The organism is Tolypothrix sp. PCC 7712, from assembly GCF_025860405.1.
Taxonomy (GTDB): domain Bacteria; phylum Cyanobacteriota; class Cyanobacteriia; order Cyanobacteriales; family Nostocaceae; genus Aulosira; species Aulosira diplosiphon.
Genome location: NZ_CP063785.1, coordinates 2,373,119 through 2,393,885 on the forward strand (window position 1 = coordinate 2,373,119; position 20,767 = coordinate 2,393,885).

The 20,767-nt window shown below is 40.9% G+C and carries 19 protein-coding genes; 15 read left to right on the forward strand and 4 right to left on the reverse strand.

From position 1 onward, the window contains the following. The first annotated feature begins 91 nt into the window (after nt 1-91). The 13 genes from HGR01_RS09650 to HGR01_RS09710 all read left to right on the forward strand — a co-directional run bounded on the left by HGR01_RS09650 (nt 92) and on the right by HGR01_RS09710 (nt 13,853). Nucleotides 92-973: an FAD binding domain-containing protein gene (locus tag HGR01_RS09650; RefSeq protein ID WP_045874481.1), complete on the forward strand. Its 882-nt coding sequence runs from the start codon at nt 92-94 to the stop codon at nt 971-973. Nucleotides 974-1,164: 191 nt separating this feature from the next. Next, nucleotides 1,165-2,169, forward strand: coding sequence for a zinc-binding dehydrogenase (locus HGR01_RS09655; protein WP_210403147.1), 1,005 nt, complete (start codon nt 1,165-1,167; stop codon nt 2,167-2,169). A gap of 9 nt (nt 2,170-2,178) precedes the next feature. Continuing rightward, nucleotides 2,179-2,748 carry a DJ-1/PfpI family protein gene (locus tag HGR01_RS09660; RefSeq protein WP_045874483.1) on the forward strand — a complete coding sequence of 190 codons (570 nt, stop codon included), beginning with the start codon at nt 2,179-2,181 and terminating at the stop codon, nt 2,746-2,748. A 24-nt stretch (nt 2,749-2,772) separates the two neighbouring features. After that, nucleotides 2,773-3,207 carry a VOC family protein gene (locus HGR01_RS09665; RefSeq protein ID WP_045874484.1) on the forward strand — a complete coding sequence of 145 codons (435 nt, stop codon included), beginning with the start codon at nt 2,773-2,775 and terminating at the stop codon, nt 3,205-3,207. A 124-nt stretch (nt 3,208-3,331) separates the two neighbouring features. Beyond that, the gene (locus HGR01_RS09670; protein WP_045874485.1) at nt 3,332-4,009 is read left to right on the forward strand and encodes a TMEM175 family protein; all 678 of its coding nucleotides are present in this window, start codon (nt 3,332-3,334) and stop codon (nt 4,007-4,009) included. A 143-nt stretch (nt 4,010-4,152) separates the two neighbouring features. Further along, entirely contained in the window at nt 4,153-5,967 is a 1,815-nt protein-coding gene (locus HGR01_RS09675; protein WP_045874486.1) for an AGE family epimerase/isomerase, read from the forward strand. A 210-nt stretch (nt 5,968-6,177) separates the two neighbouring features. Next, a complete protein-coding gene (locus HGR01_RS09680; RefSeq protein WP_045874487.1) occupies nt 6,178-6,510 on the forward strand; it encodes an anti-sigma factor antagonist in 333 nt (110 codons plus the stop codon). Nucleotides 6,511-6,558: 48 nt separating this feature from the next. Further along, entirely contained in the window at nt 6,559-8,679 is a 2,121-nt protein-coding gene (gene glgX, locus HGR01_RS09685; protein WP_045874488.1) for a glycogen debranching protein GlgX, read from the forward strand. Between the two features lie 91 nt (nt 8,680-8,770). Next, complete coding sequence (locus HGR01_RS09690; protein ID WP_045874489.1) at nt 8,771-9,109, forward strand: anti-sigma factor antagonist; 339 nt, start codon at nt 8,771-8,773, stop codon at nt 9,107-9,109. A gap of 409 nt (nt 9,110-9,518) precedes the next feature. Beyond that, nucleotides 9,519-9,935: an ATP-binding protein gene (locus HGR01_RS09695; RefSeq protein ID WP_045874490.1), complete on the forward strand. Its 417-nt coding sequence runs from the start codon at nt 9,519-9,521 to the stop codon at nt 9,933-9,935. A gap of 252 nt (nt 9,936-10,187) precedes the next feature. Then, nucleotides 10,188-11,642, forward strand: coding sequence for a PP2C family protein-serine/threonine phosphatase (locus HGR01_RS09700; protein WP_045874491.1), 1,455 nt, complete (start codon nt 10,188-10,190; stop codon nt 11,640-11,642). 137 nt (nt 11,643-11,779) lie between these two features. Beyond that, nucleotides 11,780-12,406, forward strand: a complete 627-nt coding sequence (locus tag HGR01_RS09705; protein WP_369792194.1) for a Coq4 family protein — start codon at nt 11,780-11,782, stop codon at nt 12,404-12,406. A gap of 52 nt (nt 12,407-12,458) precedes the next feature. Continuing rightward, nucleotides 12,459-13,853 carry a cytochrome P450 gene (locus tag HGR01_RS09710; RefSeq protein ID WP_045874493.1) on the forward strand — a complete coding sequence of 465 codons (1,395 nt, stop codon included), beginning with the start codon at nt 12,459-12,461 and terminating at the stop codon, nt 13,851-13,853. Nucleotides 13,854-13,969: 116 nt separating this feature from the next. On the opposite strand, the gene HGR01_RS09715 is transcribed toward HGR01_RS09710, so the two are convergent. The 4 genes from HGR01_RS09715 to HGR01_RS09730 form a co-directional block, all read right to left on the reverse strand. After that, nucleotides 13,970-14,458, reverse strand: coding sequence for an LOG family protein (locus tag HGR01_RS09715; RefSeq protein ID WP_045874494.1), 489 nt, complete (start codon nt 14,456-14,458; stop codon nt 13,970-13,972). Between the two features lie 190 nt (nt 14,459-14,648). After that, nucleotides 14,649-15,227 (reverse strand): hypothetical protein, encoded by a 579-nt coding sequence (locus HGR01_RS09720; RefSeq protein ID WP_045874495.1) that lies wholly within the window; start codon nt 15,225-15,227, stop codon nt 14,649-14,651. Between the two features lie 289 nt (nt 15,228-15,516). Then, nucleotides 15,517-16,140, reverse strand: a complete 624-nt coding sequence (locus HGR01_RS09725; RefSeq protein ID WP_045874496.1) for an exopolysaccharide biosynthesis protein — start codon at nt 16,138-16,140, stop codon at nt 15,517-15,519. 142 nt (nt 16,141-16,282) lie between these two features. Beyond that, on the reverse strand, nt 16,283-16,888 hold the full coding sequence (locus tag HGR01_RS09730; RefSeq protein WP_045874497.1) for a DedA family protein: 606 nt from the start codon (nt 16,886-16,888) through the stop codon (nt 16,283-16,285). 148 nt (nt 16,889-17,036) lie between these two features. On the opposite strand from HGR01_RS09730, the gene HGR01_RS09735 reads away from it, so the two are divergent. Continuing rightward, entirely contained in the window at nt 17,037-17,819 is a 783-nt protein-coding gene (locus HGR01_RS09735; RefSeq protein ID WP_045874498.1) for an ABC transporter permease, read from the forward strand. Nucleotides 17,820-18,034: 215 nt separating this feature from the next. Next, nucleotides 18,035-20,725, forward strand: coding sequence for a filamentous hemagglutinin N-terminal domain-containing protein (locus tag HGR01_RS09740; RefSeq protein ID WP_045874514.1), 2,691 nt, complete (start codon nt 18,035-18,037; stop codon nt 20,723-20,725). Nucleotides 20,726-20,767 lie beyond the last annotated feature (42 nt).

Sequence of the window (20,767 nt, forward strand, 5' to 3'; positions counted from 1 at the left end):
CCCAGTACATAGATGGGGAAATTTATCGGTATCAAAATCATTTAGTTCGTCCCTGATGTTGAAACAGCCATAATCAAGAGAAAAAATTAATATGCTTCCCGTTCAATTTGACTATGTAGCGCCAGAAAGCCTGGAAGCTGCAGTGAACTTCTTGAAAGATAATGCAGAGGCTTTGATTTTAGCTGGTAGTCACAGCCTGATTGCAGAAATGAAGCGGGGTAGTATTTCTCCTTCCCTGCTGGTAGATTTAGGTAAAATTGGCAGTTTGCGAGGAATTAACCATCAACCAGGTAATATCCTCCAAATTAATGCTATGACTACTTATGCTCAAGTAGCAGCATCTCGCGAAATTCAGGAGAATTATCCAGCGCTGTTTGAGGCTGTTAACAACATTGGAGACGCTCAAATCCGTAACTGGCAAACAATTGGTGATGTTTTTGCCTATCGCGACTTAGCTTGTGATTTCACAGCAGTAGCTTTAGCGCTAGAGGCGACTTTTAATACTCTTGATACAGAAGGTAGCCATCAGATTGAAGCAGCGCCATTGATTGCTAAAGCTTTTCAAAGTAATTGGCAGTTAAAAGAAATTGTCACATCAATTAATTTACCAACTGATGCTTCTGGTAAAGGTAGTGCTTATCAAAGTTTTAAGCATCCTGCAACTGGCTATACTCTTTGTGGGATTGCCATCGCTGTTGGTGAAATCAACAATGGTATAGTCGGGAAATGCCGTGTGGCGGTAACTGGTGTAACCCCCTATGCTGTCAGATTAACTCAAGTTGAGGCTGCTATAGAGGGTAAAGCACCTACAGCAGAAAATATAGCAGCAGCCTCTACATTGGCTAAGGAAAGTGTGGGTTCTATAGTAGGCGATCGCTATGCTTCTGCAGAATATCGTGCTCATCTGATGGAGGTCAACATCAAACGCACCTTGACTCGCGCTTTAGACAGAATTGGTATTGTAGTTGTTTAACTTCAATATTTATTGATTTTCCTAGGTTTTACAGCCTATTGGAGTTATAAACCAATACTGAGCATATAGATAAAAACCAGACTTTCCGTAAAGTCAGACCGCGAAATTGTAGAGAAGAAAGAAAAACATTATTTACCAGAACTTGAGGATAGCGGTAACTGAATTGTCTACTAATCAAAAGGGTAGCTGAGTTGCAAGCAGATTTAATGAAAGCACTGATTCTCGACCGACCAGGTTCTCCACAAACCCTCCGCCTTGCCCAAGTAACTCAGCCCCAACCCGCAGAGGGAGAAGTCAGAGTCAAAGTCAAGGCTGTCGGCTTAAATCCAGCAGATTATCAATTTATGGGGCGGGGATTTCCCAGTTGGAATTACCCTTTTATTCCTGGTCTAGATGTGGCTGGTACTATAGATGCTATTGGTGCCAACGTCACTGGTTGGGAAATAGGCGATCGCATTTATTATCACGGCGATTTCTCCAAGCCAGGTGGGTTTGCCCAATGGGCCATTACCACCGCCCATACTATTGCAGCTTTACCCGATGATCTCTCTTTTACTGCGGCTGCGGCTTTACCTTGTGCCGGGTTTACCGCCTACCAAGTTCTTTATCGCAAATTACATATCCAACCAGACCAAACCATCCTCATTCATGGAGGTGCGGGAGGAGTGGGAGGCTTTGCTGTGCAATTAGCGTCCCTCGCCGGACTCAAGGTAATTTCTACCTGTTCTAGTCGTAACAAAGAATGGGTACGTCAATTAGGCGCTAGTGAAGTCATCGATTACAACAGTGAGGATGTCAGCGCTAGAGTCAGGGAAATTACCCAGGGACGAGGGGTTGATGCCATAATTGATACGGTTAGTTCTGCTCATGCCACCGATGGACTAGAATTGCTAGCTTTTGGTGGCGGTATTGCCTGTGTAGCAGGATTACCTAATTTCAGCCATTTACAATCCTTTGGCAAAGCCATTTCTGTGCACGACATTGCTTTAGGAATGGCTTATTTATTAGGTGATATGAAATCTCAAGCAGAACTAGCAGAAATTGGTAGAGAGTTAGCGAAATTAGTTACCCAACATCAAATTAATCCCATCCTCCAAGAAGTAATTTCTTTAGAAGAAATTCCTCAAGCCTTAGTGCGTCTTTCTGGTCGCCATGTCAGAGGAAAAATTGTTGCCCAAATAGATCCTGAAGGTTAAGCCAAAATTATGAAACTCAAAGGAAAAAAGATTGGTATCCTAATTGAAAGCGACTTTTACGAACATGAGATTTGGTATTACAATTACCGCTTTCCCGAAGAAGGTGCAGAACTGCATTTTCTCAGTCGCCTTTGGGGTCAATCATATCTAACTTTCAAAGGACATGAATATCATGCGCCCTTTGAGTGTCACAAAAGTTTTGAAACTATAGATGATGATGAACTTAAAACTTATGCGGCAATCATAGTGCCATCTGCAATGGTTTCTGACCGCTTGCGATACACAGAAGATGTGACTCAACTTCCTCCCGCCTGTGAGTTTCTTCAAAGAGCATTCGCAGACAAAAATATTCTCAAGGGAATTATTTGTCATGGGATGTGGTTAGTATCTCCTGTACCAGAGTTAGTCAAGGGTCGCCCCGTAACTTGTCATAACAACCTGCATGGTGATGTAGTAAATATGGGCGCTATCTATACCAACGAAGATGTCGTTGTAGATGGTGATTTAGTCACAGGGCGTAGTGGCGGTCATGCTCACTTATTTGCCAAAAAAATCATTGAAATTCTAGCAGAACGTTAAGAAAAATTAAGGATAAAACCAGTTATGGGTTTACAAATCTTTTCTCAGGTTGCACTTACTTGTAAAGATCCGATCGCCACTGAAAAGTTTTACAGCAAATATTTTGGTTTTAAACGCGCTAGAGTCGCAAAACTCCCTGATGGCGACCAGATAGTATTTATCAAAATGGCAGATTCTGCCTTTTATTTGGAACTATTTAAAGCTAAAGAAGAATCTCCCGTACCACCACCAATTAATGACGGGCCGCAATATCCAGGAGTACGTCAATTAGCTTTTAAAGTTGATAGCGTCGATGGCAAATTAGCAGAAATGGGAGACGATGCCAAAATTACCCTTGGCCCTCTCAATTTTGATGATTATATTCCTGGCTGGCGTACTGTTTGGGTAGCCGATCCAGATGGCAATATTGTGGAAATTAGCCAAGGTTTTACAGATGAAGACAATCCTCCCCCACTCTAATTTTGTTGAGGCAATCATCAGAGTTTCACAGTTTTGCGTAGGACTTTAATAATTTATACTTTTCCTACATTATGTATGCCATACTGACACAAAATTAGGAAGAGGATTCAGGAGATCGCCACTAATGTCTAACGAAGACAATACTGTTAAAAATGAAAAACCAGGGGCTGCTTTTCATGGAAATGAGCGCATAATAGCTTTAAGTGATGGCGTTTTTGCGATTGTCATCACCTTGTTAGTGCTAGAGATTAAAGTTCCCCATATCGAACCAGATTTGATAGATAAAGAACTGCCTCATGCACTGATGCATCTATTACCAAAAATTATCGCCCATATCATCAGTTTTATTGTCTTAGGCATTTATTGGATCAGTCATCACAACACATTTATGCACATCAAACGCCATGATAGAGTCTTGTTATGGCTAAATATTCTCTTTTTGCTATGTGTTGCTTCGATGCCTTTCCCCACAGCTTTACTGAGCGAGTATCCTAATCAAAGAATTGCAATCATTGCCTACGCTTCAACTTTAGTCCTAGCTGGCATAGCTATGGATGTAATGTGGTGGTATGCTTCAACTTATCGCCTCTTAGATGAGACTCAAGAGGATAAAAACTTTATTGCTTTTGTTCACCGTCGTAACTTAATTGCACCCTTAGCCTATTTATTTGCGATCGCCGTATCTTTTGTCAGCCTGACATTAGCAAAATTAGTTTTTATCATTGTTGCCTTGTACTACATACTACCCAATCCCTTAGACCGCAAGCGTCTTCAACAATTATCCCGTCGTTTTGATCGCTAAATAAAGGATGAAGTCTGTTCGCACAGCGTCTCCCATAGGAGAAGGTTGAAGTGTACACAAGCAAATCCAGGCGGGTATAACGATTTTTTTCATCCTTTAGCCTTTTTCTCATCCTCCTCTAAAATTTCTTGGAGAAGACTACCATGAGTATCAATTTCCCCTTCTCAGATTTGATCGCTGGCTACGTTACTCACTATGATGCAAATGGCGATGTTTTTGGACTCAAAACCTCTGATGGTAGAGAGTTTAAAGCCAAACTGAGTCCAATGGCCTATGCCAAACTAATTCAGAATTTTGACGAAGGCTACCCTGATGCGACTGGTAGCATGAAATCTATGCTGGCTCCAGGTAGATTTTTATTTGCCTACGGCGTATTTTATCCCGATAGCGATTTATTTGATGCTAAACAAATAGTATTTGCAGGCCGGCAAAAAGGCGATTACGTATTTGAAAAACAAGATTGGTGGATCAAGCAAGTTAATGCTTTAGGTAAGTTCTACCTTAAAGCTCAATTTGGCGATAAAGAATACGACTATCGTAACTATCGCACCACTCTGAGTTTAAGCGGAGTTCTATCAACTACCAATTTCCGTCAAGAAACCGATACTATTTCCCGCTTAGTATATGGTTTCGCCACAGCTTTCTTGATGACTGGTAATGATAGCTTTTTAAGAGCCGCCGAAAGAGGTACCGAATACCTGCGCGAACACATGCGGTTTGTAGACTCAGATGAAGGCATCGTCTATTGGTATCATGGCATTGATGTCAATGGCGATCGCGAAGAAAAAATCTTTGCTTCCGAATTTGGGGATGACTACTACGCGATTCCCGCCTACGAACAAATTTATGCCTTAGCTGGCCCCATCCAAACTTATCGCTGTACTGGCGATCCCAAAATTATGGATGATACCGAGAAGACTATTAAGTTGTTTAACAACTTCTTCTTGGATAAAGGCCCAGAGGGTGGATACTTCTCTCACCTCGATCCCTTTACCTTAGATCCTCTCAGTGATTCCCTAGGCCATAATAAGGGTAAAAAGAACTGGAACTCTGTTGGTGACCACGCCCCAGCTTATCTAATTAACCTGTGGTTGGCTACAGGTAAGCAAGAATATGCCGATATGTTGGAGTATACCTTCGACACCATCGAAAAACGCTTCCCAGATTACGCCAATAGCCCATTTGTCCAAGAACGTTTTTATCAAGACTGGTCTGCTGATACAACTTGGGGTTGGCAGCAAAATCGGGCTGTAGTTGGTCATAACTTGAAGATTTCTTGGAACTTGATGCGGATGCACAGCCTCAAAGCCAAGGAAGGCTATGCTAATTTAGCCCAAAAAATCGCTGATATCATGCCTGGTGTAGGTAGCGACCAACAACGTGGCGGTTGGTATGATGTTGTGGAAAGATTGCTAGGGGAAGGCGAAAAACATTATCGCTTTGTGTGGCACGATCGCAAAGCTTGGTGGCAACAAGAACAAGCCATCTTAGCTTACCTAATCTTAACTGGCATTGTGGGCAACAAAGAATATCACCGTTTAGCCCGTGAATCAGCAGCCTTTTACAATGCTTGGTTCCTGGATTTAGAAGAAGGTGGCGTTTACTTTAACGTTCTCGCCAATGGTATTCCTTATCTAGCTGGTGGTAACGAACGGGGTAAAGGGTCGCACTCCATGAGTGGTTATCACTCCTTTGAGCTATGCTATTTAGCAGCAGTTTATACTAACTTGCTAATTACCAAACAGCCAATGGACTTTTACTTTAAGCCAGTGCCTGGCGGCTTCCCCGATAATATTCTCCGAGTATCACCGGATATTTTACCACCTGGAAGTATTAAAATTGGCAAGTGTGAAATCGACGGAGAACCTTACAGCAACTTTGATGCTCAAGGTCTAACTGTAACTTTACCCAAGACAAACGAACGGGTGAAAGTTAAGGTGCAGATTGTGCCTGTGTAGCTATAGATGAAACAATGGGAGTAAGGGAACTCTAAAAAATAAATTATTCCGTTCAAGTCGTTGACTGTTGACGGTTCACAGTTAACAGTCAACGGTCAACAGTGAACAATCACTTCGGGAATATTATTTTATTTGGAAGTCCCTAAGAGAAAACCCTTCTCTTTATTCCCATTCCTTCATTACGAATTCAGTGGAACTTGGCAATAAATTATGGAAATTAACATCAAGACAATTGAAGACGTAAAGGTAGCTGAACTTACAGGTGATGTAGATGCAAGTACAGCACCATCTGTTACTAAAGAAGTTTTACCTTTGGCTGAACCAGAAAGTAAGATTCTTCTCGATATGACTGGGGTACCTTATATGTCCAGCGCTGGCTTGCGGATGTTGCTGTCCCTATATCGCCAAGTCACTGCTAAAGAAGGCAAGCTAGTACTGGTTGGCTTAACTGAAGATATTCGAGATACCATGTCAGTCACCGGATTCCTCGACTTTTTTACAACTAGCGAAACTATCGATGAAGCATTAGAAATACTGACATAGGAGGATTGGCAGTGACTGCTGACAACGGGAAAATAAGGACAAGTAACAATGGAAAGAATTGATATTCATCCAACGCATACTTATGAAGGTTTTAAATTACGTAACGGCAAACCATTCCCGTTCGGTGCAACCTTAGTACCGGGAGGGGTTAACTTTTCTATTTTTTCGAGTCAAGCCACATCCTGTACTTTAGTCCTGTTTAAGAAGCACGACCAAAAACCGTTGGTAGAAATTCCTTTTCCAGAGGAGTTTCGGATTGGTAATGTCTATTGCATGGTCGTATTTGACCTAGATTACGAAAATCTGGAATACGGCTATCGCATGGATGGGCCAAAGAATTTCCGTGAAGGGCATTGGTTTGACAAAAGTAAAATATTGATGGATCCCTACGCCAAAATTATTGGTGGTCGGGATGTTTGGGGAGTTACTCCAGATTGGAATGATATCTATCACCATCGAGCTAGAATTGCCTTTGATGATTTTGATTGGGAAGATGACCGTCCGCTAGAAATCCCACCATCAGATCAAGTCATCTATGAAATGCATGTCCGCAGCTTTACCCGTCATCCTTCCTCGGGAGTCAAAGATAATCATAAAGGAACATTTGCCGGAATTCGGGAAAAAATTCCTTACTTAAAAGAATTGGGTGTCAATGCGGTGGAATTGATGCCCATTTATGAATTTGATGAGTTTGAAAACAGTCGCCCTAACCCGCAAACAGGGGAAACTCTTTACAATTATTGGGGTTATAGTACAGTTGGTTTTTTTGCTCCCAAAGCTGGTTACGCAGCTACAGGTAAATTTGGGATGCAGGTTGATGAGTTGAAATCTTTAGTCAAAGAATTACACAAAAACGGTATTGAAGTAATTTTAGACGTAGTATTCAACCACACTGCGGAAGGTAACGAACACGGGCCAACCATTTCTTTCCGAGGCATTGACAATAAAACTTACTATATGCTGACCCCTGAAGGGTATTATTATAACTTCAGTGGTACTGGTAATACTCTCAATTGCAACAACCCCGTAGTGCGGGGAATAGTATTAGATTGTCTGCGTTACTGGGCATCAGAATATCATATAGACGGTTTCCGGTTTGACTTAGCCGCAATTTTAGGGCGCGATCCTTGGGGCGCACCCCTAGCAAATCCACCATTGCTAGAATCTTTAGCCTTTGACCCGATTTTAGCTAAATGTAAACTGATTGCGGAAGCTTGGGATGCAGGCGGCTTATACCAAGTAGGTTCTTTCCCAGCTTATGGACGTTGGGCAGAATGGAATGGTAAATACCGTGATGGTATCCGTAAGTTCTTAAAAGGGGATGGTAGCGTTGGCGATGCAGCTCAACGTTTACAAGGTTCTCCCGATTTATATGCTTGGTCTGGTCGCGCGCCAGCAACTTCGATTAATTTCATTACTGCCCACGATGGTTTTACCATGATGGATTTGGTTTCCTATAACGGGAAACATAATGAAGCCAATGGTGAAAACAACAACGATGGTAGCAATGATAATGATAGCTGGAATTGCGGTTGGGAAGGGCCAACCGATGATCCAGGAATTAACGCCTTACGTCATCGTCAGATTAAAAATGCTGTGGCGTTGCTAATGGTGTCTCAAGGTGTGCCCATGATTCTCATGGGTGATGAAGTGGGACGCACTCAAAAGGGCAACAATAACACTTATTGCCACGATAATGACTTGAACTGGTTAGACTGGACATTGCTAGAAAAGAACGCAGATTTGTTTAAGTTTTTTAAACATTGCATCGCCTTCCGCAATGCCCATCCAGTGTTGAGAAACGAATGGCATTTCCAAAATCGGGATTATGTAGGTAGTGGCTATGCAGATATTACTTGGCATGGCACTCAAGCTTGGAATGCCGATTGGTCTGATTCCTGTAAAACTTTAGCGTTTATGCTTTGTGGCAAACATGCCAAACAGGGAACAGTAGAAGATAACTACATTTATGTAGCGATGAATATGCATTGGGAATCTCTTTGGTTTGAAATTCCGCGATTGCATCCGGGGATGAAGTGGCATATCTTTGCTAATACTGGTGCCAACCCAGCAGAAGCTAGTTGGGAACCCGGTAAAGAACCAGTACTAGAAAATCAAGCTGCATTGCTGATGGGCGATCGCTCTGTGGCAATTTTAGTAGGTAAATAGGTTAAAAGTTGGCAAAATTAAATTGCCATTTTTTAACCTTTTATCTTTGGTGAATAACTAACAACTAAGAACTTATAACTCAAAAAAGATCATGGCTTTTTCAGCAACTCTCGAAACAGTTGGTAATGTCGCTAAAATCACCTTAGCTGGCGAACTAGATGCGAGTACCGCACCCGAATTTAAGCATAAAGTTGAGGAGGCCGCAGCACAAGAACCCAAACGGTTAGTGCTAATTCTCAACGAATTGGAATATATGGCCAGTGCAGGATTGCGGGTGTTAATCTTTGCTAAACAAAAGATGGGGAAAAATGTTGATATGTATGTGGTAGGAACTCAGGAAATGGTGATGGATACTATCACCAAGACTGGCTTCCATCACAGCGTTATTGCGCTGGATGAATATGATGCATCTGTGATCGAAAACATCTAGATGACAAAAATGAAGTGTGAAGTAGAATTTTGCTCCTTTACACTTCAAACATTTTTTTCTACATAATTTAGAAAATTAGCAAAACCAGATAAGAAAGTTGTCTGATTTGCCATCTGTTGCTAAATTTTAGAGAGTTGGTCTGATTGATGTTTCGTTGATTGATCAAGGTTGGTGCATCAGGACTGCTTTGAAGAAACATTTTACGCAACAGTGAAATTAATCATCAAAATTATTGGTTTAGGCAGAGATATTTGAGAACAGCAATATTTTGCTATTTCAAATATAAAATGCTAATACTTTGTTGAATATTGGGAATCCTAATGACAACAAAGCAAATAACTGCAAAATACTTCAGCTATTCGACAAAAAGATTCATCTTTATGCTTATTCAGCAAAGGAAGTGCTAGGTATGACAACTTTAACTTTACCAGGAACTCTCGACTCTTTAGGCGCGATCGCTAAATATGTCATGGAAGCAGCACAAACAGCCGGTTTGGATAAAAAAGCCGCCTATAAGCTGCGTTTAGCAGTGGATGAAATTGCCTCTAATATTATTATTCATGGCTATGAAGAAGCTCATTTAGAAGGCGAAATAGATCTGTCCGCTGATATTAATGAGTCAAGCCTAACCATTATTATTGAAGATACGGGTGCTAAATATGATCCTTATGAAACTGTAGCTGTAGAAGAAGAACAATTGAAAAAGCCCTTAGAAGATAGGCCTATAGGTGGGTTAGGAGTATATCTCGCAATTCAAGGTGTGGATAAGTACCTGTTTGAGCGCGTTGGTAATCGCAATCGCAATATTTTTGTTGTTAATTGCTGAACAAACTGTAACACCCAAAGTTACCTTATTAACAACCTGATATAAGCTATATTAAGGTAGATATATCTTACATGGCTTGAATATTAGGTGTTCCAGCTGTTGCCAAAATTTTCAGTAATAAGTATTATTGAAAACACCAGCTAAGAACACACTTGCTTATTTGTTAAAATATTTACTTTACATTATCTTAAAAAATCATTCGAGTCAAATTTATTTTCAATTAACAGTTTAAATCCCTGTGTAGGTAAAAAGATGGGTGTGCAAAATCAATTCAAAGAATGTGATGAAGATGAATTAGAAGCACTGCGCCAAGAGGTAGCAGAACTGAAAACAGCACTTAAAAATGAAGAAGCCGCTTTCCAAGCTCAATCAAAACTACTCGAGAAGTTCGTGATGATGGCACGTTCTTCTACAGAGGAAGTGCTAAAAACTGCATTACAAATGACATTAGATGTCGCCGCCGATCAAACAGCTTCAGAAAAAGGCAGTCTTTTTTTACTAGAGCCTTCAGGGAAAGTATCTGACGCAATTTTGTCACGGACTGAAGTCACAGCCGAACAGAGAAAACGTCTCATTGGTACAGTCATAGATAAGGGTTTAGCAGGCTGGGTAATCCGCCATCGCCAGCTAGGATTAATTGATGATACCGAAAATGATGATCGCTGGCTGACCTTACCCAATCAACCTTACGTAGTGCGCTCTGCTTTGGCTGTACCGATTCTCCGGGGAGATGAATTACTCGGAATTATCACCTTACTACATTCTGAACCAGGACATTTTAGCCATGAAGCAGCTAACCTCATGCAGGTGACAGCCGATCAAATGTCCTTAGTTTTAGAAAATGCGCGGCTTTACTCAAAACTAGAGAAATATTCTAAAGCACTAGATGCAGAAATGGAAAAAGGGCGGCAGATTCAGATAGATTTTCTGCCCTATGAAATGGTGAAGCAGCCCAATTGTGAGATTACAGCTTGTTTCTACCCGGCGCGTCAAGTAGCTGGCGACTTCTATGATGCCTTTGAGCTTGATGATAAACAGATAGGATTAGTAATTGCAGATGTCTGCGATAAAGGCGTTGGTGCAGCGCTATTTATGGCTCTAATGCGGAGCTTAATCCGGATTTTTTCTGCAGAAACTCAATTACGCGGTATCGCCCACGAAATTCTAGAACAGCATAAACCGGTTCCAGATGGGTGGATTGGCAAATCTATGTCTGCTAACTTAGCTCACCTCAATGCGCTGCAAGCAGTTACCCGAACCAATGAATATGTCGCCGAAAACCATTGGCAATTGAGTATGTTTGCCACGTTGTTTTTTGGAGTTTTAGAGCCGGATACGGGGATACTCACTTATATTAATGGTGGACATGAACCACTATTCATTCTGGGTGAGTCTGGTATCAAGAAAACTCTGAAATCTACAGGGCCAGCTGTGGGGATGATGGCGGGGATGAAATTTAAAATTCAGCAAGTGCAGATGGAGCCAGGAGACATCTTAATTGGTTATACGGATGGTGTAACTGAAGGTAAAAATCCTGATGGCGAGCTATTCACCGATAAAAGATTGCGATCGCTCTTAGAACAACCATGTTCCTCAGCTGGTGATTTATTAGAACGGATTAAAACCCATTTATTCGCCTTTATTGCTGATGCACCGCAGTTTGATGATATTACCATGTTGTCTGTGCGTTGGAATCCGGTGAAGTGAGTGCTGAGTTCTGAGTAAGTTGATTCTGGTTGATATGGAAACTGTCAGAGTTAACGATTAGCGATCGCAGTAGACTCAATAAATACAGCTACCTATTTAGTTGACACAGTGTATCCTTGTCATTGCGAACGCTCGCAATGACAAATTTTATGATGTTAAGCAAACTCAAAGCTATTTTTGGTGCTAAAAACTCTAGAAATTTAGGCGATTTTGCGGTTCTCAAGTCGGATTTCTTAGGTGCAAAAGTTGCTCCCGAAGTCGCTGAAAAATTGCGATCGCTTGCAGGATATCATCCGCCAATCGATTTAGCAAAATTAAGCCAGTACCCTCAAGGCTCCTTTGGGCGAGAATACGCCAAACACATGAATGCTAACCATCTCCAGCCATTAAATGTTAGTCCTGAACTTGATGAGGTAGCTAAACGCAATGTTTTTGCTTTGCGCTATGTCGTCACTCACGATATTTTTCATGTTTTACTCGGCTTTGATACTACCTATGCTGGAGAAATTGGCGTTTTGGCTTTTGCTGCTGCTCAGAACTACAGTAAATCGCTAAAACTTAGTTTGTGGTTAGCAAGCTTACTCTATCCAATTTTGGCTCCTCAACAATTTTCAGAAATTTTTGTTAACCTGCAAAAAGGATATCAATTAGGTAAAAAAGCTGAGTTTCTACTCAGTTACCGCTTTGAAGAGCATTGGGAAGAGCCAATTAATGAAGTGAGAAAACATTTAGGTTTATCTCCAAATTTCTCAATTTTACCTTGAATTTAGCCCAAATTGTCGCTAAAGCTTGTTAATAAATATCAGGGGAAAAGTAATGATTAAACTTCAAGAAAATTCTGCTGAAACAACTGTTACTAAACTCCCAGATGGAAGACAAAAATCTCAATTATTGCAAACAATCAAAATAATTTTACAACCGATTCAAAATCTGGAAAATCTGCGCCAGCGTTATGGAGATATTTTTTATAGCGAATTTGCTAGCTTTCCACCGCAATTAATTATTAGTGACCCAAAAGCGGTTCAGGAAATTTTTACTGCTGATTCTCAGCTATTTGAATCAGGTGCAGGAAATCAAGTTATTCAACCCTTGCTAGGAGCCAATTCGCTGATTTTATTAGATGGCGATCGCCACGTACAACAGCGTAAGCTTTTAATGCCTCCCTTCCACGGCGAACGGATGCGAGCTTACGGTCAAATTATCCGTGACATTACAGCACAGGTAACTAGTCAATGGGTAATTGGCAACCCTTTTGTAGCTCGTTCCAGTATGCAGGATATTTCCTTGCAAGTGATTTTACGGTCTGTTTTTGGGCTGGAAGAAGGAGAACGTTATCAACAAATTAAGCAGCTTTTAGTTGCAATGTTAAATACTTTTAATACGCCATTAAGTGCGATTTTACTATTTTTTAAATCGCTACAAAAAGATTTAGGCTCTTGGAGTCCTTGGGGACAATTTGTCCGGCGCAGACAGTTACTCGATAAACTACTTTACCAAGAAATCCAAGAGCGTCGAGAGCAAGGTAAAACTGATGGTGAAGATATCCTCAGCTTATTAATGTCTGCACGTGATGAAGCTGGCCAGCCAATGAGTGATGTAGAGTTACGCGATGAATTGATGACGATGTTATTTGCAGGTCATGAAACAACTGCGATCGCACTAGCTTGGGCTTTATATTGGATTCACTATCTCCCCGAAGTCCGCGAAAAATTGCTACAAGAACTCAATTCTATTGATATCGCTAATGCAGACCCAATGGCGATCGCGCAATTACCATATTTAAATGCTGTTTGTTGCGAAACTCTGCGAATTTATCCAGTGGCTTTCTTTGCTTTCCCCCGCATTCTGCGGACTGATATGCGATTTATGGGCTACGATTTACCAAAAGGAATGTACCTATCAATCTGCATTTATTTAACTCACCAGCATCCTGATATTTATCCTGAACCTAAGCGTTTTCGACCGGAACGTTTTTTAGAACGGCAATTTTCACCCTACGAATTTATACCTTTTGGCGGTGCTAATCGTCGCTGTCTGGGTGCAGCTTTTGCCATGTTTGAAATGAAACTGGTATTGGCAAATATCCTATCGCACTACTCCCTAGAATTGTTGGATAAAGTTCCCTTGCAACCTGTCCGTCGAGGTATAGTATTTGCGCCTCCTGGGGGTGTGCGTTTGGCGGTGAGGGAGAAGGTGGGGATTGGGGATTAAGGACTGGGGATTGGGGACTGGGGATTGGGGACTGGGGATTAGGGACTGGGTAATTAATTGGTAATTGGTAATGGGTAATTGGTAATGGGAAAACAAACACCAAATGCCCAACACCGTTACTGTAATCTTGCTTTGGCTGTTGCGATCGCATCTATTGCACTATCAACCAAATAAATATTGTCTGGTGAGAGTTTTTTAAAGAATGTTTTGCTTTCTATATCTTCAGTCAATAAAATTACTGGCTGATTTGCTTTCACAGCCAAAGCAATTTCCGAAGCAGTTCCCGCACCCATTCCACAGGCAATAATTACATTACTGGAGAGAACATTAATATTGTTTCGAGCGTTCCCCATGTCTGTGAAAATGGCAATATCTACCCCATCAGAAATGCTATCTTGCTTATACCTCGGTAAAATTCCCAGCGTTAACCCATTCGCAGATTTTGCACCCTTATTTGCTGCATCCATCACCCCTGTATTTCTCCCGCCAGTCAGCAAAATCCATCCTTCCTGAGCAATGAGGCTACCTAATTCATAAGCATTTTGCAAATCACTTGCTGTCGCTTTTTCTCCTGGCCCCATCACTCCTACAATAATTTTTCTCATGGCGGTGTCAATTTCTTAAGAGTCAAGAGTCAAGAGTCAAAAGTCAAAAGTAATATTTGATATCTCCTATACTTCGCCATCCTATTACCCAGTCCCCATTACCCCTTATCCCCAGAGGGGGCCCCGAGTTCCCCAATACCCAATCCCCATTACCCCTTATCCCCAGAGGGGGCCCCGAGTTCCCCAATCCCTACCATTGCTCCGCCCAATATACAATTTCCGCAGATGAATTATCAATTGCTACACCATAGCTACTACCATGATTCCACTTGAAGCCTGGGGTACCTCTATCTTCAGCATTTAAAACTAAGATTTCATAACTAGGTGGGAAGGATTCTTCAGATTCGTCACCTGTATAAAAAAATGTTGTTGGTACTCCGTTTTTAAGATTAATGTGTTCATTGGTGTTACCACCTCTAAACTCACGTTTAGCAACAGGTTTATATTGCGAAAGGATTTTTTTTACTTCTTGTGGTGACTGTTTCATCCGTACTTGAAAAAAACTTCCACCTTGTAAAACGCCTGGTGAGTAAGCAATCCGAACATCTTTTGCGTCAGTAGGAATCTGAATCGGAAAATGTTTTATCTTGTAGTCTTTAGATAATAATGTATTGAGTATTTCCGTATAGCGTGATGTGTCAGTAACTACTTCAGGTTCACCAGAACTACTAAAAGCTTTTCTGAGAAAAAAACTTCCCCCAACAACACCCAGACTGCCAAGGGAAAATAAAACTATCATGGCGATTTTGACAAGATATGATCGCTTCATGGAGTTGGATAAGGAGAAAATTTAGAGTTATATATCCAACTACTAAACTAAACTCGTACTATTTCGGATATCACAATAGCAAGATTGATGAAATCTTTGTGAATTCAGGGAAAATACGGTTTATTTGTAAAAGTTTGATGAAGGCAATTAGAGTAAATTGTGCAAAATCGCAGGTAAGTATACTGAGCTTCTATTAATACTTTTGTTTTTCCTTGAGTATTACGGAAAAAATGCCAGGCTCAATCACTCAGAACTCATGAGAATTTATTAAATAGACCCTAAAATTTACCTAACGACCCAGCCATGTTTTGATGATATCAAGAAGGCTAGAACCACCCCACATCAATGCAAACAGAATTGATGTAGTCAAAATAGCTCCCATTAAACACAAAACTAAACCGCCTAAGCTAATAGCACCATCATCTTCTAACAAGCCAAAACCAGTTACAAAAATACCCATAGCTGGTAAGGTATTTGTCCCTGGAATGGGAATCATCATGGAAATTGCCATTAATGCGATCGCACTACCAATTGTGATTCTACCTGGCAATGTCGTACAGATATAAGTAAGCCGTGGGCGCGCGATCGCTTCAATCCTTCTTAACCAAGGAATTCCCCCTTTCAAAAATCCTTGTACTGTTTCCAATTTCAGCGGATGATTGAGCATTCGCTGCGGTAGCCAAGGACTTTTAGCACCTGTAATTAGCTGTATTGCTAGTAGGAAAATCACGATTCCAAAAGGAGTTGAGTAACCAGGAGCCGGAATTGGTAAAGCAGAGGGTAAAGATAAGATAACTAGTAGAAAGCCAAAAATTCTTTCCTGTGCTAGCTTCAAAATATCTGCCAAAGTTACTTGTGGTGGTCGCTCTTCTTCTAAAAAATAGCGATGCAATTCCTGAGAAAGTTTAGCCATAAAATCCTCCTGAATATTAATTTTTGCCAATTATGAAATGTCATTATTCCTGAGTTAAGCACAACATAAAATAGCCAGCCTACCATCAGAATTTTGTCAAGGCAGGCTTTGCTTATATAAGGATATTTATAGAGTATAAAAACTATTTGTTGTTCGCTCTACTTTCTTGGATGACATGAATAATTGATGGCAGTAGAGAAACAACAATAATTAATCCAATAATTGGTAACAAATATTTATCTACTTGTTCGGCTGGTAAAGATTTTCCTAAAAAGAATCCGAGAAAAGTAATTCCAAATGTCCAAACAAAGCCACCTACTAAGTTATAAGACATAAAGGTCTTATAATGCATAGCACCAACACCAGCAACAATGGGAGCAAAAGTGCGTACAATTGGTATAAAACGAGCTAAAACAATGGTTTTTTTACCATATTTTTGATAGAATTTCTGAGTTTTAACAATATGTTTTTTATGAAATAACCAGGAATCTTCTTTGCTAAATAACTTGCGTCCAAATCTATAGCCAGTGGTGTAACCGACATTATCACCAAGGACGGCACAAATAAAAGCACCAATAATCAAAATCCAAATATTGAGTAATTGCTGAGAAGCAACAAATCCAGCTGTAAACAGCAAGCTATCACCAGGCAGAAAAAAACCAATTAGCAAGCCAGACTCAGCAAAAATAATTCCCCATACACCAAAATAGCCAAGTGATTTAATCAGCGCTGGTAAATCAAAATGCATAGAACATCTTACCTTTAAGCAGAAACATACAACATATTAACGTTCAGCAAATTTTCGGAGAGCAAAATACGATTAATTTTACGAAAATTTATTGCTTAGTATAGAAAATATTCATCAAAAATAGTAGATTTTGGGTTAAGGGTACAAAATGCGAAGATACTTGAAAGTACTCAGACTATTTTGGAGTACTGCGATCGCAGCTGAGATGGAATATCGGGTTAACTTTATCGTTGCTACCATCACCAGCGTGGGGAATTTGGCAGGTAGCTTGTTTGGACTGTTCTTGTTTTACCGCACTGGCTATACTTTCGCTGGTTGGTCATGGAATGCGGCTTTAGTTGTTCTCGGTGTTTTTACGCTATTACAAGGTTATTCTTCAACTTTTTTAGCTCCTAACCTCAATCGCATTGTCCGTCATGTGCAGGAAGGTACGTTAGACTTTGTGCTACTGAAACCTATCCGCAGTCAATTTTGGCTTTCTACCCACACCATTTCACCTTGGGGTATGCCAGATTTAGTTTTTGGTACAGCGATTATTGCTTATGCAGGTAAGCGCCTTGGCTTGAGTCTCAACAATTATTTAGTTAGTGCATTACCTCTAGCATTAGGCTTGGTAATTCTTTACAGCCTGTGGTTTATCCTAGGAGCTACTAGTATTTGGTTTGTCAAAATATATAACGTTACTGAAGTACTACGGGGTTTATTAGAAGCTGGCAGATATCCAATGACAGCATATCCTGCAGCTTACCGCTTTTTCTTTACCTTCGTTGTGCCCGTAGCTTTTTTAACTACTGTGCCAGCAGAAGCCATGTTAGGGCGAGGGCAAATTACCTGGCTTATAGGTGCAATAGTATTGGCATTAGGGCTATTTTCACTTTCTACTTGGTTTTGGCGGTTTGCGTTGCGTTTTTATACTAGCGCTTCTAGTTAAACACACAAGCGAAGCGATATTGAATTTTGCTTTGTATAGCGTAATTTATGAGTGCAAGACGCTTTTCCTGTACTTCTAATACTCCCACACTTCTCTGATAGTAGTGTTGAAAACTATACGCATTTGGGCATATTAAATTGCGTATATCAGGAGGCTGGAAAATGCGATCGCTCTTTGTTGTCTCAAGTTTAGTGAATCGCGTCTTGGCAAGCTTGATGCTGCCGTTAGGAATGATTTTTCTTGGCAACAGCTATGCTCATGCTCAGGTAATATCTGATGGCACTACGAACACTAATATTAATTCTAGCGATAATAATTTTACAATTCTTAATGGTATAGCTAAAGGAAATAATTTATTTCATAGCTTTAGTAATTTTTCTGTTCCTACTGGTGGTACAGCCACCTTTGATTTAGTCAACACACCAAATATTACAAACATATTTAGTCGGGTGACAGGTGGAAATATTTCCCAGATTGACGGGTTGATTAGCACAATCAATCACAATAACTCAGTCAGTTTATTTTTGCTGAATCCAGCAGGAATTGTATTTGGGCCGAATGCCAGCTTAAATATTGGTGGTGCATTTGTGGGGACAACGGCGAATAGTATCAAATTTGCTGATGGGGTGGAATTTAGTGCGCTAAACTCCGCGACACCACCATTATTAACGATGAGTGTACCTGTGGGATTGCAACTAGGAGCAAATGCTGGCGGGATTCGCACTCAAGGTAACTCATCAGCCAACATCCTGTATGGTTCTCCACAAATATTTAAGGCGGAAACTGTAGCGTTAATAGGTAGTGATATTGATATTAATCAGACCTATTTGGCTAATCCTGATGGCAAAGTCGAATTATGGGCATTGCGAAATGCAGAAGTAGGTTTAAATAATCAAGGCGGCTTACAACTCACTAGCCCTGCTGCGGCTGATTGGGGAAATATTTTGCTCAGACAGTCCTCATATATCCAGACTAACGGTATGAATGGCGGAGCAATCAACATTCGGGGGCGAGGTTTGACACTTCAGGACGGTTCGCAAATCAGTTCCAGCACTGGCACTTTAGGAAAAGGGCAAGGAATCAACATTAAAACTACAGAGTTTGTAGATTTGTTAGGCGCATCTGCTGCAGGCCAATATCCTACCTCTGGTTTACACACTAGCGTCATGGGGAATCAAGGTAGAGCCGGAGATATTACAGTCGAAACAGGGCGTTTACGTTTAGCCAATGGAGCTTGGCTTGAGTCTACGCTGAGTTCTCCCTTCGACTTTATATCCTTTAGCCCCATCGCCAGTAATGACTCGAGAACGGGAGATATTAATATTAAAGCTGTAGATGTGGAAGTTATTGGTTACAATCCATTTCCATATTTATTTCCATATTCTGATATAGTTGTAAACTTCTCTAGTGCTATTACTACTTTAATTAGCGGTGGTAACTCGAATGAAAGTGGCAAGATAAATATTGATGCTCAAAGGGTAAGTCTAATTGATGGTGCTCGTATTAGTGCCGATTTAATCGGCTTTTACTTCCCTGGTTTTTCTGAGTCTCCCACCATCGGTAAGTCTGGAGATATTGTGATTCGAGCTTCCGAAAAATTAAAAATTTCAGGAGTGGGGATTAATGGCACAACTAGTGCTGTGATTAGTTCGATTCAACCTTTTACAGTAGGTCAAGCTGGCAATATCTTAATTGATACTGGACACTTGATGCTGTCACAGGGTGGAACTGTGGCTAATAATGTCACAGGAAGTGGTCAAGCGGGAAATATAGAGATTCATGCTCAGGATGTAGAAGTTAGCGACCCAGTAATTGATAATTTTAACCAAGCGGTTAGTGGTATTACTGTGGGAGTGGGTAAGGATGCTGTTGGTCAAGGTGGGACAATTAACCTGACAGCAGATAGCTTGCGTGTGTTCAACGGTGGACAAATAACTTCCTCTAGCTTGGGTCAGGGATCTGCTGGTAGTGTTAACCTCAACGTGAAAAATATTGAGGTACAAGGAACTTCTCAAAGCATAATTAATGGTAGCTATCTGCCCAGTGCGATCGCAGCATCCTCGGCTAATAACTTGGCTGCGGGGTCTATAAATATCACATCAAATAGTGTGAATGTTAAAGATAATGCAGTAATTACTGTAAGTAATACAGGCAATGGCGATGCAGGGAACCTCAATATAACAGCTAAGAACCTTTTCCTCGACAATAGCGCTAGCCTACGTTCTGAGGTGAATGGAGGTGGTCAAGGTAATATCGACCTCAATGTCAATGATGTCCTGTTATTACGGCATGGTAGTAAAATTATTACCAATGCTTTGGGTGCTTCTACAGGAGGCAACATTAATATTAATGTGGGGTCGATGGTAGCTGTACCCAGCGAGAACAGCGATATTTCAGCCAATGCTGTCTTAGGAAGTGGTGGCAATATCCAAATTACCACTCAAGGTATCTTCGGGTTAGAGTTTCAAAACCAACCCACACTCAATAGTGATATCACTGCCAGTTCACAGTTTGGGCTGAGTGGTAATGTACAAGTTAATACCATTGGTGTTGACCCGAATTCTGGTTTACTCGAACTACCAGAGAATGTCACCGATTCATCGCAGCAAATTGCTTCAGGTTGTGCAGCTAATACTGGTAGCACATTTGTAGCTACAGGTCGGGGTGGAATACCTCAAAATCCGATGCAGGAAGTCAGCAGCGATCGCACTTGGTCTGATACTCGTGATCTCTCTATATATCAGAAAAATAGTGGAGTGACAGCACAAATACCCCAACTGCCCAAAACTCTCTTGCAAGCTACTGCTTGGCATCGTCGCGCTGATGGAAAAATTGAGTTAGTCGCAGCGCCATCTCCCGCAAATATCCAGCCACAGTTAACTTGTGCTGCACTTTCTCAAATTTAATTGCCTGAATCAATTAAATTTGAGAAAGTCGATATCAATTTA

Bases quoted from the DNA above. Each gene is read 5' to 3' on its own strand.
- HGR01_RS09650 (WP_045874481.1), top strand. From the start codon at position 92: ATGCTTCCCGTTCAATTTGACTATGTAGCGCCAGAAAGCCTGGAAGCT.
- HGR01_RS09660 (WP_045874483.1), top strand. From the start codon at position 2,179: ATGAAACTCAAAGGAAAAAAGATTGGTATCCTAATTGAAAGCGACTTT.
- HGR01_RS09665 (WP_045874484.1), top strand. From the start codon at position 2,773: ATGGGTTTACAAATCTTTTCTCAGGTTGCACTTACTTGTAAAGATCCG.
- HGR01_RS09670 (WP_045874485.1), top strand. From the start codon at position 3,332: ATGTCTAACGAAGACAATACTGTTAAAAATGAAAAACCAGGGGCTGCT.
- HGR01_RS09675 (WP_045874486.1), top strand. From the start codon at position 4,153: ATGAGTATCAATTTCCCCTTCTCAGATTTGATCGCTGGCTACGTTACT.
- HGR01_RS09680 (WP_045874487.1), top strand. From the start codon at position 6,178: ATGGAAATTAACATCAAGACAATTGAAGACGTAAAGGTAGCTGAACTT.
- glgX (WP_045874488.1), top strand. From the start codon at position 6,559: ATGGAAAGAATTGATATTCATCCAACGCATACTTATGAAGGTTTTAAA.
- HGR01_RS09690 (WP_045874489.1), top strand. From the start codon at position 8,771: ATGGCTTTTTCAGCAACTCTCGAAACAGTTGGTAATGTCGCTAAAATC.
- HGR01_RS09695 (WP_045874490.1), top strand. From the start codon at position 9,519: ATGACAACTTTAACTTTACCAGGAACTCTCGACTCTTTAGGCGCGATC.
- HGR01_RS09700 (WP_045874491.1), top strand. From the start codon at position 10,188: ATGGGTGTGCAAAATCAATTCAAAGAATGTGATGAAGATGAATTAGAA.
- HGR01_RS09705 (WP_369792194.1), top strand. From the start codon at position 11,780: ATGACAAATTTTATGATGTTAAGCAAACTCAAAGCTATTTTTGGTGCT.
- HGR01_RS09710 (WP_045874493.1), top strand. From the start codon at position 12,459: ATGATTAAACTTCAAGAAAATTCTGCTGAAACAACTGTTACTAAACTC.
- HGR01_RS09715 (WP_045874494.1), bottom strand. From the start codon at position 14,458: ATGAGAAAAATTATTGTAGGAGTGATGGGGCCAGGAGAAAAAGCGACA.
- HGR01_RS09720 (WP_045874495.1), bottom strand. From the start codon at position 15,227: ATGAAGCGATCATATCTTGTCAAAATCGCCATGATAGTTTTATTTTCC.
- HGR01_RS09725 (WP_045874496.1), bottom strand. From the start codon at position 16,140: ATGGCTAAACTTTCTCAGGAATTGCATCGCTATTTTTTAGAAGAAGAG.
- HGR01_RS09730 (WP_045874497.1), bottom strand. From the start codon at position 16,888: ATGCATTTTGATTTACCAGCGCTGATTAAATCACTTGGCTATTTTGGT.
- HGR01_RS09735 (WP_045874498.1), top strand. From the start codon at position 17,037: ATGCGAAGATACTTGAAAGTACTCAGACTATTTTGGAGTACTGCGATC.
- HGR01_RS09740 (WP_045874514.1), top strand. From the start codon at position 18,035: ATGCTGCCGTTAGGAATGATTTTTCTTGGCAACAGCTATGCTCATGCT.